General features: G+C 70.8%; 10 protein-coding genes. All 10 read left to right on the top strand.

What is annotated here, in order from left to right; all coding sequences use genetic code 11:
- The first annotated feature begins 97 nt into the window (after positions 1 to 97).
- On the top strand, positions 98 to 1,705 hold the full coding sequence (locus AB0G79_RS06565) for a carboxyl transferase domain-containing protein (RefSeq protein WP_360801097.1): 1,608 nt from the start codon (positions 98 to 100) through the stop codon (positions 1,703 to 1,705).
- Between the two features lie 13 nt (positions 1,706 to 1,718).
- The gene (locus AB0G79_RS06560; protein ID WP_360801094.1) at positions 1,719 to 3,671 is read left to right on the top strand and encodes a biotin carboxylase N-terminal domain-containing protein; all 1,953 of its coding nucleotides are present in this window, start codon (positions 1,719 to 1,721) and stop codon (positions 3,669 to 3,671) included.
- A complete protein-coding gene (locus tag AB0G79_RS06555) occupies positions 3,668 to 4,597 on the top strand; it encodes a hydroxymethylglutaryl-CoA lyase (protein WP_360801091.1) in 930 nt (309 codons plus the stop codon). The genes AB0G79_RS06560 and AB0G79_RS06555 overlap by 4 nt, the downstream gene beginning before the upstream one ends.
- Before the next feature lie 8 nt (positions 4,598 to 4,605).
- The gene (locus AB0G79_RS06550) at positions 4,606 to 5,766 is read left to right on the top strand and encodes an acyl-CoA dehydrogenase family protein (protein WP_360801088.1); all 1,161 of its coding nucleotides are present in this window, start codon (positions 4,606 to 4,608) and stop codon (positions 5,764 to 5,766) included.
- A gap of 206 nt (positions 5,767 to 5,972) precedes the next feature.
- A complete protein-coding gene (locus AB0G79_RS06545; RefSeq protein ID WP_360801086.1) occupies positions 5,973 to 7,037 on the top strand; it encodes an ABC transporter substrate-binding protein in 1,065 nt (354 codons plus the stop codon).
- Positions 7,038 to 7,040: 3 nt separating this feature from the next.
- Positions 7,041 to 7,889 carry a siderophore-interacting protein gene (locus tag AB0G79_RS06540; protein WP_360801083.1) on the top strand — a complete coding sequence of 283 codons (849 nt, stop codon included), beginning with the start codon at positions 7,041 to 7,043 and terminating at the stop codon, positions 7,887 to 7,889.
- 171 nt (positions 7,890 to 8,060) lie between these two features.
- On the top strand, positions 8,061 to 9,500 hold the full coding sequence (locus AB0G79_RS06535; protein WP_360801080.1) for an aspartate aminotransferase family protein: 1,440 nt from the start codon (positions 8,061 to 8,063) through the stop codon (positions 9,498 to 9,500).
- Positions 9,487 to 10,785 (top strand): SidA/IucD/PvdA family monooxygenase, encoded by a 1,299-nt coding sequence (locus AB0G79_RS06530; protein WP_360801077.1) that lies wholly within the window; start codon positions 9,487 to 9,489, stop codon positions 10,783 to 10,785. Before AB0G79_RS06535 ends, AB0G79_RS06530 begins: the two co-directional genes overlap by 14 nt.
- On the top strand, positions 10,782 to 11,330 hold the full coding sequence (locus AB0G79_RS06525; RefSeq protein WP_360801074.1) for a GNAT family N-acetyltransferase: 549 nt from the start codon (positions 10,782 to 10,784) through the stop codon (positions 11,328 to 11,330). The genes AB0G79_RS06530 and AB0G79_RS06525 overlap by 4 nt, the downstream gene beginning before the upstream one ends.
- Complete coding sequence (locus tag AB0G79_RS06520; protein WP_360801071.1) at positions 11,327 to 13,120, top strand: IucA/IucC family siderophore biosynthesis protein; 1,794 nt, start codon at positions 11,327 to 11,329, stop codon at positions 13,118 to 13,120. Before AB0G79_RS06525 ends, AB0G79_RS06520 begins: the two co-directional genes overlap by 4 nt.
- The last annotated feature ends 149 nt before the right edge of the window (positions 13,121 to 13,269 follow it).

Here is a 13,269-nt window from a genome sequence, read left to right as displayed (position 1 = left end):
ACGCGGTTAGCGCTCGTTAACCTGGGCGCCGTACGTTAACGCTCATTAACCGAGTGGGCAGCGTAGACCGCACAGACCGAGCAAGGGAGCTCGACGGATGCAGCAGGCACCTGTGCTGACGAGCGCGGCTGATCCCGCGTCCGCGGCCTGGCAGGCCAACGAGGCCGCTCACCACGAGCTGGCCGCGACCCTGCGCGCCAAGCTCGCGCAGGCCGCGCTCGGCGGCGGCGAGAAGTCCCGGGCGCGCCACACGGCGCGCGGGAAGCTGCTGCCGCGCGACCGGGTGGACACCCTCCTCGACCCGGGCTCGCCCTTCCTGGAGCTGGCCCCGCTCGCGGCCAACGGGATGTACGGGGACCAGGCGCCGGCCGCCGGTGTGATCGCGGGCATCGGCCGGGTCAGCGGGCGCGAGTGCGTGATCGTCGCCAACGACGCGACCGTCAAGGGCGGCACGTACTACCCGATGACGGTGAAGAAGCACCTCCGGGCGCAGGAGGTGGCCCTGGAGAACCGTCTCCCCTGCCTCTACCTGGTCGACTCGGGCGGCGCGTTCCTGCCGATGCAGGACGAGGTCTTCCCCGACCGGGACCACTTCGGCCGGATCTTCTTCAACCAGGCCCGCATGTCCGGAGCCGGGATCCCGCAGATCGCGGCGGTCATGGGCTCGTGCACGGCCGGCGGCGCGTACGTCCCGGCGATGAGCGACGAGGCCGTGATCGTCCGGAACCAGGGCACGATCTTCCTCGGCGGACCGCCGCTGGTGAAGGCGGCGACGGGCGAGGTCGTGACGGCCGAGGAGCTCGGCGGCGGCGAGGTCCACTCGCGGATCTCCGGCGTCACCGACCACCTCGCCGAGGACGACGCCCACGCCCTGCGGATCGTCCGGAACATCGTGGCGACGCTCCCCGAGCGCGGCCCGCTCCCCTGGTCGGTCGAGCCGGCCGAGGAGCCGAAGGTCGACCCGGCCGGCCTGTACGGCGCGGTGCCGGTGGACTCCCGCACCCCGTACGACGTCCGCGAGGTCATCGCCCGGGTCGTCGACGGCTCCCGCTTCCAGGAGTTCAAGTCCGAGTACGGGCAGACGCTGGTCACCGGCTTCGCCCGGATCCACGGCCACCCGGTCGGCATCGTCGCCAACAACGGCATCCTGTTCGCCGAGTCCGCCCAGAAGGGCGCGCACTTCATCGAGCTGTGCGACCAGCGCGGCATCCCGCTGGTCTTCCTCCAGAACATCACCGGCTTCATGGTCGGCAAGGCGTACGAGCACGGCGGCATCGCGAAGCACGGCGCGAAGATGGTCACGGCCGTGGCGACCACCCGGGTCCCCAAGCTGACCGTGGTCGTGGGCGGTTCCTACGGCGCGGGCAACTACTCGATGTGCGGCCGGGCGTACTCCCCCCGCTTCCTGTGGATGTGGCCCAACGCCAAGATCTCCGTCATGGGCGGCGAGCAGGCCGCCTCGGTCCTCGCGACGGTCAAGCGCGACCAGCTCGGCGACGGGTGGAGCACGGAGGACGAGGAGGCGTTCAAGGCGCCGATCCGCGAGCAGTACGAGACCCAGGGCAGCGCCTACTACGCGAGCGCCCGGCTCTGGGACGACGGGGTCATCGACCCGACGGACACCCGTCAGGTACTCGGTCTCGCGCTGACCGCCTGTGCCAACGCGCCGCTGGGAGAACCCCAGTTCGGCGTCTTCCGGATGTAAGGGACCCCAGGAGATGCAGCAGATGTTCGACACGGTCCTCGTCGCCAACCGGGGCGAGATCGCGGTCCGCGTCATCCGCACCCTGCGGGCGCTCGGCGTCCGCTCGGTGGCCGTCCACAGCGACGCGGACGCGGACGCCCGGCACGTACGGGAGGCGGACACGGCGGTCCGGATCGGGCCGCCGCCGGCCTCGGAGTCGTACCTCTCCGTCCCGGCGCTCCTCGACGCGGCCCGCCGCACGGGCGCGCAGGCGGTCCACCCCGGCTACGGCTTCCTCGCGGAGAACGCGGGCTTCGCGCGCGCCTGCGCCGAGGCCGGTCTCGTCTTCATCGGCCCGTCGGCCGAGGCGATCTCGCTCATGGGCGACAAGATCCGCGCCAAGGAGACGGTGAAGAAGGCCGGCGTGCCCGTCGTCCCCGGCGCGGCCGACCCGGAGATCGAGGCCGCGGCGCGCGAACTCGGCGCGCCCGTCCTGCTCAAGCCGAGCGCGGGCGGCGGCGGCAAGGGCATGCGGCTCGTCCGCGACCTGTCCGTCCTCGGCGACGAGATCGCGGCGGCCCGCCGCGAGGCGCGCTCCTCCTTCGGCGACGACACGCTCCTCGTGGAGCGGTGGATCGACCGCCCCCGGCACATCGAGATCCAGGTCCTCGCGGACACCCACGGGAACGTGGTCCACCTCGGCGAGCGCGAGTGCTCCCTCCAGCGCCGCCACCAGAAGATCATCGAGGAGGCGCCGAGCGTCCTCCTGACCCCGGAGATCCGCGCCGCGATGGGCGCGGCGGCCGTCGAGGCGGCGCGCTCCTGCGGCTATGTCGGCGCGGGCACGGTCGAGTTCATCGTTCCGGGCGGCGACCCGTCCTCGTACTACTTCATGGAGATGAACACCCGCCTCCAGGTCGAGCACCCGGTGACGGAGCTGATCACGGGCGTGGACCTGGTGGAGTGGCAGCTGCGCGTCGCCGCCGGCGAGCCCCTCCCCTTCGCCCAGGACGACATCACCCTGACCGGCTGGGCGATCGAGGCCCGCATCTGCGCGGAGGACCCGTCCCGCGGCTTCCTCCCCTCCGGTGGCACGGTCCTCGCCCTGGACGAGCCGTCGGGGAACGGGGTCCGCACGGACTCGGGCCTGAGCGAGGGTACGGAGGTCTCCTCGCTCTACGACCCGATGCTCTCCAAGGTCATCGTCCACGCCGCCGACCGCCCGACGGCCCTGCGCAAGCTCCGCGCGGCCCTGGCCGACACGGTCACCCTCGGCGTCCCGACGAACGCGGGCTTCCTCCGCCGCCTGCTGGCCCACGAGGACGTGGTCGCGGGCGCCCTGGACACCGGCCTGGTCGAGCGCGACGCGGACGCCCTGATCCCGTCGGGCGTCCCGGAGGAGGTGTACGCGGCGGCGGCCGCCGTGCGCCGCGCCGGGCTGGCCCCGGCTCCCCGGGACGGCTGGACCGACCCGTTCGACGTGCCCAGCGGGTGGCGCGTCGGCGGCGTGCCGAAGCCGCTCGCGTTCCCGTTCCGGATCGCGGGCCACGAGCCGGTGACGGTGGAGGCCCCGGCCGACGGCCGGGTCACGGACACCCGGGTGACCGTGACGGTCGACGGCGTCTCCCAACACTTCCGCCGCGCGGGCGCCTGGCTCGGCCGGGACGGCGACTCCTGGCACGTGCAGGACCACGACCCGGTCGCCGCCGCCCTCACCGGCGCCCGGCACGGCGGTGCCGACACGCTCGCCGCGCCGATGCCCGGCACCGTCACCGTCGTGAAGGTGGCCGTCGGGGACGAGGTCGAGGCCGGGCAGAGCCTGCTCGTCGTCGAGGCGATGAAGATGGAGCACGTCATCTCCGCCCCGCACGCCGGCACCGTCACCGAGCTCGACGTCACCCCCGGCGCCACCGTCGCCATGGACCAGGTCCTCGCGGTCGTCACCCCGCGCGAGGACTCCGCGAAGGACGAGGAGGCGGCGGGATGAGCCTGCCCATGGCCGTGCCCGACCCCACGCTTCCGAAGCGGGTCCGCATCCACGAGGTCGGCCCGCGCGACGGTCTGCAGAACGAGAAGACGGCCGTCCCGACCGCCGTGAAGGCCGAGTTCGTCCGGCGGCTCGCCGCCGCGGGCCTGACGACGGTCGAGGCCACGAGCTTCGTGCACCCCAAGTGGGTGCCGCAGCTCGCCGACGCGGAGGAGCTGTTCCCCCTCGTCCGCGACCTGCCGGTCCGCCTCCCGGTCCTCGTGCCGAACGAGCGCGGCCTCGACCGCGCGCTCGCCCTCGGCGTCCGCGAGATCGCCGTGTTCGCCTCGGCGACCGAGTCCTTCGCGAAGGCCAACCTCAACCGCACCGTCGACGAGGCCCTCGCGCTCTTCGCCCCGACCGTCATCCGCGCCATAGAGGCCGGGCTCGGCGTCCGCGGCTACCTCTCGATGTGCTTCGGCGACCCCTGGGAGGGCGCCGTCCCGATCGAGCAGGTCGTCCGCGTCTCGAAGGCCCTCGTCGAGATGGGCTGCGACGAGCTGAGCCTCGGCGACACCATCGGCGTCGCGACCCCCGGCCACGTCCAGGCCCTCCTGACGGCGCTGGGCGACGCCGGGGTCCCCACCTCCCGTATCGCCGTGCACTTCCACGACACGTACGGACAGGCCCTGTCCAACACCCTGGCGGCCCTGCGCCACGGGGTGACCACGGTCGACGCCTCCGCGGGCGGCCTCGGCGGCTGCCCGTACGCGAAGAGCGCGACCGGCAATCTCGCCACCGAGGACCTCGTGTGGATGCTCGACGGCCTCGGCATCGAGACCGGGGTCGATCTGGCCGCCCTGACCGCCACGAGCGGATGGATGGCCGAGCAGTTGGGGCGGCCCAGCCCCTCCCGTACCGTCCGCGCCCTCTCCCACAAGGAGTGACACCGCCCATGTCCCTCGACCACCGGCTCTCCGAAGAGCACCAGGAACTCCGCCGCACCGTCGAGGCCTTCGCGCACGACGTCGTCGCCCCGAAGATCGGCGACTACTACGAGCGCCACGAGTTCCCGTACGAGATCGTCGCCGAGATGGGCCGCATGGGCCTGTTCGGCCTGCCGTTCCCCGAGGAGTACGGCGGCATGGGCGGCGACTACCTCGCCCTCGGCATCGCCCTGGAGGAGCTGGCCCGCGTCGACTCCTCCGTCGCCATCACCCTGGAGGCGGGCGTCTCGCTCGGCGCGATGCCGCTCTACCTCTTCGGCACCGAGGAGCAGAAGCGGACGTGGCTGCCGAAGCTGTGCGCGGGCGAGGTGCTCGGCGCGTTCGGCCTCACCGAGCCCGGTGCGGGCAGCGACGCCGGCGGCACCCGCACGACGGCCGTCCGGGACGGCGACGAGTGGGTCGTCAACGGCTCGAAGTGCTTCATCACCAACTCCGGTACGGACATCACGGGCCTGGTCACGGTCACGGCCGTGACGGGCCGCAAGCCCGACGGCCGTCCGCTGATCTCCTCGATCATCGTCCCGTCCGGCACCCCGGGCTTCACCGTCGCCGCCCCGTACTCGAAGGTCGGCTGGAACGCCTCGGACACGCGCGAGCTGTCCTTCTCCGACGTCCGCGTCCCGGTGGAGAACCTGGTCGGCGAGGAGGGCCGCGGCTACGCCCAGTTCCTCCGCATCCTCGACGAGGGCCGGGTCGCCATCGCCGCGCTCGCGACGGGCCTCGCCCAGGGCTGTGTGGACGAGTCGGTGAAGTACGCGAAGGAGCGGCAGGCCTTCGGGCGGCCGATCGCCGACAACCAGGCCATCCAGTTCAAGATCGCGGACATGGAGACGAAGGCGCACATGGCCCGCATCGGCTGGCGCGACGCGGCCTCGCGGCTCGTGCTCGGCGAGCCGTTCAAGAAGGAGGCGGCCATCGCGAAGCTGTACTCCTCCACGGTGGCCGTGGACAACGCCCGCGAGGCGACCCAGATCCACGGCGGCTACGGCTTCATGAACGAGTATCCGGTGGCCCGCATGTGGCGCGACTCGAAGATCCTGGAGATCGGCGAGGGCACGAGCGAGGTCCAGCGGATGCTGATCGCAAGGGAGTTGGGCCTGTCGGCCTGACGCCGCCGACCGCCCCAGGAGCCCGTCGTCCCGTCAGGGGGCGGCGGGCTCCGGCGTTTCCCGCGGCGCCCTCCGGGGGCACTCCGGACCCCCCTGTGACCCAGACCTCTCGCCCCCACCACTACCCCAGAAAATTTGGTTAGGCTAACCTACCTTCGACTTAGTCCGGCCGGCTGATACCGGCACGTACCGAAAGCGACTCCGCCATGCCCCGCAACGCCCGAGCCACCCTTCTCACCCGCCGCGGCCTGATCGCCGCCGGCAGCGTCCTCGGGCTCGGTGCCGCGCTGGCCGCCTGCGGCGGCGAGACCAAGGACTCCTCCTCCCCGAAGGGCTCCTCCTCCGCCACCGCCCCGGCGAAGTCCGGCGCCTGGGAGTTCAAGGACGACCGCGGCGTCGTCGCCAAGGCGAAGACCACCCCGAAGCGGATCGTCGCCTTCACCGGCACCGCCGCCGCCCTCAAGGACTTCGGCGTCGAGTCCGTCGGCGTCTTCGGCCCGACCTACGTCGAGGACCCGAAGACCAAGCAGCGCAAGCCGGACGTCCAGGCGGGCGACCTCGACATCAACAAGGTCGGCGTCATCGGCAACGTCTGGGGCGAGTTCAAGATCGAGGAGTACCTCAAGCTCCAGCCCGAGCTCCTCGTCACGGACATGTGGGAGAAGAACGACCTCTGGTACGTCCCGGCGGAGCAGAAGGAGAAGATCCTCAAGGTCGCCCCCAGCGTCGCCCTGTGGGCCGCGGACAACTCCATGCCGACCGTCCTCCAGCGCCACGCCGACCTGGCCGCCTCCCTCGGCGCCGACGTCGAGACCGCCCAGATCAAGGCGGACAAGGCCCGCTTCGAGGCCGCCGCCGAGCGCGTCCGCAAGGCCGCCCAGGGCAAGAAGGACATCAAGGTCCTCATCGGCTCGGGCTCCCCCGACCTGTTCTACGTCTCCACCCCGGTCCGCCCGACCGACACGCTCTTCTTCAAGGAGCTCGGCGTCAACCTCGTCGTCCCGAACAAGCTGGACGCGGGCGGCTGGTTCGAGGGTCTGAGCTGGGAGAACGTCGACAAGTACAAGGCCGACGTCATCATGCTCGACAACCGCACCGGCACCCTCCAGCCGGAGCAGCTCAAGTCGAAGCCGACCTGGGCCGCCCTGCCCGCCGTCAAGGCCGGCCAGGTCATCCCGCGCGTGACCGAGCCCATCTACTCGTACGCCAAGTGCGCCCCGCTCCTCGAGGACCTCGCGAAGGCCCTGGAGAACGCCAAGAAGGTGTCCTGACCCATGACGACCGCCGAGACCGCCCCGTTCCAGTTCTTCTCCCTCCAGGTCGACCGGACGCGGCGGCTCGGCCCGTCCCTGGTCCGCGTCACCTTCGTCGGCGAGGACCTCAAGCGCTTCGCCGCCGGGGGCCGCGACCAGTCGCTCTCCCTCTTCCTGCCGCACCCCGGCCAGGACGCCCCCGTCCTGCCGCCGCTGGACGACCCGGACATGTACGCGATCCTGGGCGCCTGGCGCGCGATGCCGCACGACGAGCGCGCGGTCATGCGCTCGTACACGGTCCGCGAGCAGCGCACGGACCCGAACGAGGTCGACATCGACTTCGCGATCCACGAGGACGGCGGTCCGGCCTGCCGCTGGGCCGGCCGCGCCAAGGCCGGTGACCGCGTGGTCGTCCTCGGCCCCGCCGTCGCCGCCAACACGGGCGTCCGCTTCCAGCTCCCCGAGGACGCCGACTCCGTCCTGATCTGGGCGGACGAGACCGCCCTCCCCGCCGCCTCCGCGATCCTGGAGTGGCTGCCGGCGGAGACCCGCGCCCGGGTCTTCCTCGAAGTGCCGTTCTCCGGCGACCGGATGGAGCTGCGGACCGAGGCGGACGCCACGGTCACCTGGCTCGTACGGGAGGAGGGCGCGCCCTCCGCGGTCGACGCGGTGCGCGAGGTGGAACTGCCCGGCGAGGCCCCGTACGTCTGGATCGCGGGCGAGTCCGGTGCCGTGAAGGCGCTGCGCCGTCATTTCGTACGCGATCGTGAACTCGACCGCAGGCGCGTGACGTTCGTCGGGTACTGGCGCAAGGGCCTCTCGGAGGACGCGCTGCGCGAGGTCCCTGACGAGACACAGGAAGAGGCATAGGCCCCACCCCTCACGGTCATCCATTGGCCCCCAACCCTTCATGGGCTGGGGGCCATTGCGATTCCAAATTAGGTTAGGCTAACCTTACTTAAAGCGAGCGGGCCCCTGCGGCGCGCGCTCGGCGCTCTTCACGCGTACCTCCCGGCATTCCCTTCCGAAAGGGCCCCCACAATGCGCTCCCACCTGCTCAACGACGCCACGGCGGAGAGCTACCGGCGCTCCGTCACCGAAGGAGTCGAGCGGGTGGCGGGGAAACTCGCCGCGACGCGCCGCCCGTTCACGGGCGTGACGCCCGCCGAGCTGGCCCCCGTCATCGACGCGGTCGACCTCGACCGCCCGCTCGGCGACGCCTCCGCGGCCCTCGACGAGCTGGAGGACGTCTACCTCCGGGACGCCGTCTACTTCCACCACCCGCGCTACCTGGGCCACTTGAACTGCCCGGTCGTCATCCCGGCCGTCCTCGGCGAGGCGGTCCTCTCGGCGGTCAACTCCTCGCTCGACACCTGGGACCAGAGCGCCGGCGGCACGCTCATCGAGCGGAAGATCATCGACTGGACCACCGCCCGGATCGGCCTCGGCCCGCTCGCCGACGGCGTGTTCACCAGCGGCGGCACCCAGTCCAACCTCCAGGCCCTGCTCCTCGCCCGCGAGGAGGCCGGCAGCCAGGACCTCTCCAAGCTCCGCATCTTCTCCTCCGAGTGCAGCCACTTCAGCGTCCAGAAGTCGGCCCAGCTCCTCGGTCTCGGCCGCGACGCCGTCATCGCCATCCCGGTCGACCGCGAGAAGCGCATGCAGTCCGTCGTCCTCGCCGCCGAGCTGGAGGCCTGCCGCGCCGAGGGCCTCGTCCCGATGGCGATCGTCGCCACCGCCGGCACCACCGACTTCGGCTCGATCGACCCGCTGCCCGAGATCGCCGCCCTCGCCGCCGAGTACGGCGCCTGGATGCACGTCGACGCCGCCTACGGCTGCGGACTGCTCGCCTCCACCACCCGCCGCCACCTCCTCGACGGCATCGAGAACGCCGACTCCGTCACCGTCGACTTCCACAAGTCCTTCTTCCAGCCGGTGAGTTCCTCCGCCGTCCTGGTCCGCGACGGCGCGACCCTGCGCCACGCGACCTACCACGCCGACTACCTCAACCCGCGCCGCACCGTCGCCGAGCAGATCCCGAACCAGGTCGACAAGTCCCTCCAGACGACCCGCCGGTTCGACGCGCTCAAGCTGTGGATGACCCTGCGCGTCATGGGCGCCGACGGCATCGGCGAACTCTTCGACGAGGTCTGCGCCCTGGCCCGCGAGGGACACGCCCTGCTCGCCGCCGACCCGCGCTACGACGTCGTGGTCGAGCCGCAGCTCTCCACCCTCGTCTACCGCTACGTCCCCGAGGCCGTCACCTCGCCGGCCGACATCGACCGCGCCAACCTCTACGCCCGCAAGGCGCTCTTCGCCTCCGGCGAGGCCGTGGTCGCGGGCACCAAGGTCGACGGCCGCCAGTACCTGAAGTTCACCCTGCTCAATCCCGAGACGACCGCGGCCGACATCGCCGCCGTCCTCGACCTGATCGCCGGCCACGCCGAGCAGTACCTGGGAGAGACCCTTGTCCACGCCTGAGAAGACCATCGAGAAGACCACGGAGAAGCTCGACTTCATCGGCATCGGCCTCGGTCCGTTCAACCTCGGTCTGGCCTGCCTCACGGAGCCCATCGACCACCTGGACGGCGTCTTCCTGGAGTCCAAGCCGGACTTCGAGTGGCACGCCGGCATGTTCCTCGAAGGCGCCCACCTCCAGACGCCGTTCATGTCGGACCTCGTCACGATGGCCGACCCGACGTCGAAGTTCTCCTTCCTCCAGTACCTGAAGGAGAAGGGCCGCCTGTACTCGTTCTACATCCGCGAGAACTTCTACCCCCTGCGGACCGAGTACAACGACTACTGCCGCTGGGCCGCCGCCAAGCTGACGTCCGTCCGCTGGTCGACCACGGTCACCGAGGTCACCTACGACGAGACCGCCGAGGTCTACGTCGTCACCACCGACACCGGAGAAACGTTCCGCTCCGCCCGCCTCGTCCTGGGCACCGGCACCCCGCCGTACGTCCCCGAGACCTGCCGCGGGCTCGGCGGCGACCTCATCCACAACTCGCGCTACCTCCCGAACAAGGAGGAGCTCCAGAAGAAGAAGTCGATCACCCTGGTCGGCAGCGGCCAGAGCGCGGCGGAGATCTACTACGACCTCCTGTCCGAGATCGACGTCCACGGCTACCAGCTCAACTGGGTCACCCGCTCCCCGCGCTTCTTCCCCCTGGAGTACACGAAGCTCACGCTGGAGATGACCTCCCCGGAGTACGTGGACTACTTCCGCGCCCTCCCCGAGCAGACCCGCTACCGCCTGGAGACCCAGCAGAAGGGCCTCTTCAAGGGCATCGACGGCGAGCTGATCAACGCCATCTTCGACCTGCTCTACCAGAAGAAGCTGGCCGGCCCCGTCCCCACCCGCCTCCTCACCAACTCCGCCCTCCACACCGCCGGCTACGACGAGTCGACGAGGACGTACGAACTCGGCTTCCGCCAGGAGGAGCAGGAGAAGGACTTCACGATCGAGACCGAGGGCCTGATCCTCGCCACCGGCTACAAGTACACCGTCCCCGCCTTCCTGGAGCCGGTCCGCGACCGCCTCAACTGGGACTCCCAGGGCCGCTTCGACGTGGCCCGCAACTACTCGGTCGACACCACCGGCCGCGGGGTCTTCCTCCAGAACGCCGCCGTGCACGCGCACTCGGTCACCTCGCCCGACCTGGGCATGGGGGCGTACCGCAACGCGTACATCATCGGGGAGATGCTGGGTTCCGAGTACTACCCCGTAGAGAAGACCATCGCGTTCCAGGAGTTCACCGCATGACCGCCCCCACCACCCCCGCCATCCGCTTCCGCCCGCTCGACCCCCTCAAGGACGCGGAGCTGCTCCACGGCTGGGTCACCCACCCCAAGGCCGCGTTCTGGATGATGCAGGACGCGAAGCTGGAGGACGTCGAGCGCGAGTACATGGCGATCACGGCGCACCCGCACCACGACGCCTTCGTCGGCGAGGTCGACGGGGAGCCCGCCATCCTGATGGAGAAGTACGACCCCTCGAAGCTGGAGCTGGTCGGCCTGTACGACCCGGAGCCCGGCGACGTCGGCATGCACTTCCTGGTGGCGCCGACGGACACCCCGGTCCACGGCTTCACCCGCGCGGTGATCACCGCCGTCATGGCCGAACTCTTCTCCGACCCTGCGACCGCCCGCGTCGTCGTGGAACCGGACGTCCGCAACAAGGCGGTCCACGCGCTCAACGAGGCCGTCGGCTTCGTGGCCGACCGCGAGATCCAGAAGCCCGAGAAGAAGGCGCTGCTGAGCTTCTGCACGCGCGCGCAGTTCGAGGCCGCAGTGGGAGCAGCGATATGACCACCACCCCCCTCACCCCGACCGACCCGGTGGCGCACCTCACCCCGGAGCGCTGGGCCGACGCCAACCGCGCGCTGATCCGCAAGGGTCTCGCCGAGTTCGCCCACGAGAGGCTGCTGCACCCGCAGGAGCTGGGCGAGTCCCGCTACAAGGTCCTCAGCGACGACGGCGAGACCGAGTACCGCTTCACGGCGGACCGCTTCGCCCTCGACCACTGGCAGGTCTACGCGGACTCGATCAGCCGCCACTGCGGCGACCAGCAGCTCCCGCTCGACGCGCTCCAGTTCATCACCGAGCTCCGCTCCTCCCTCGGCCTGAGCGACGAGATCCTCCCGGTGTACCTGGAGGAGATCTCCTCCACCCTGGCGGGCACGGCGTTCAAGTCCACGAAGGAGCCGGTCACCTCCGCCGAGCTGGCCCGCGCCGGCTTCCAGGCGATCGAGACGGGGATGACCGAGGGCCACCCCTGCTTCGTCGCGAACAACGGCCGTCTCGGCTTCGGCGTGGACGAGTTTCGCGCGTACGCCCCCGAGGCCGCGAGCGGCATCCACCTGATCTGGCTGGCGGCGCGCCGCGACCGCACGACGTTCACGGCGGGCGCGGACATCGAGTACGACGCGTTCATCCGCGCCGAGCTGGGCGACGGGACGGTGGACGGCTTCCACGCCACCCTGGCCGCCCGTGGCCTGGACCCGGCCGACTACCTGCTGATGCCGTGCCACCCCTGGCAGTGGTGGAACAAGCTGTCCGTCACCTTCGCGGCCGAGGTCGCGCAGCAGCGTCTCGTCTACCTCGGCGAGGGCGACGACACGTACCTGGCGCAGCAGTCGATCCGTACGTTCTTCAACACGAGCGACCCGTCGAAGCACTACGTGAAGACGGCCCTGTCGGTCCTCAACATGGGCTTCATGCGCGGCCTGTCCGCCGCGTACATGGAGGCGACCCCGGCGATCAACGACTGGCTGCACCAGCTGATCGAGTCGGACGCGACCTTCAAGTCGGCGGAGTTCTCGATCATCCGCGAGCGGGCGGCGGTCGGCTACCGGCACCTGGAGTACGAGGCGGCCACCGACCGCTACTCCCCCTACCGGAAGATGCTGGCCGCGCTCTGGCGCGAGTCCCCGGTCCCGACCCTCGCGGAGGGCGAGCGCCTGGCGACCATGGCGTCCCTGCTGCACGTGGACCACGAGGGCGCGTCCTTCGCGGGCGCCCTGATCCGGGAGTCCGGCGAGGCCCCCACGGCCTGGCTCCGCCGCTACCTGGACGCCTACCTGCTCCCGATCCTGCACAGCTTCTACGCGTACGACCTGGCGTTCATGCCGCACGGCGAGAACGTCATCCTGGTCCTCGACGAGCGCGGCAACGTGGCTCGCGCGATCTTCAAGGACATCGCCGAGGAGATCGTCGTCATGGACCCGACGGCGGTCCTCCCGCCGGCGGTGGAGCGCGTCCGCGCCGAGGTCCCGGAGGACATGAAGCTGCTGTCGGTCTTCACCGACGTCTTCGACTGCTTCTTCCGCTTCCTCGCGGCGAACCTGGCGACGGAGGGCGTCCTCGCGGAGGACGAGTTCTGGCGCACGGTCGCGGAGTGCGTCCGCGGCTACGAGCAGACGCACCCGGAACTGCAGGACCGCTTCACCGAGTACGACATGTTCGCGGAGACCTTCGCCCTGTCGGCCCTGAACCGCCTGCAGCTCCGCAACAACAAGCAGATGGTCGACCTGGCGGACCCGTCGGCGGCCCTCCAGCTGGTCGGCGACCTCACGAACCCGATCGCCCGCTTCGCGTAACCCACCCCCAGCAGACACGAGCCCCACCGGAGTACGGTCCTCCGGCGGGGCTCGCGTCGTGTCCGTCGCCCCCCGTCCGGGTCACCACCGCATGGACACCTGGTCCAGACCTCCCCCTCACCCCCTTAGAATCATTGGCCAAAGCTTTA

The organism is Streptomyces sp. NPDC020807, assembly GCF_040641575.1.
In the GTDB taxonomy this organism is placed as follows: Bacteria; Actinomycetota; Actinomycetes; order Streptomycetales; family Streptomycetaceae; genus Streptomyces.
This window is presented reverse-complemented; position numbering and strand designations above follow the sequence as displayed.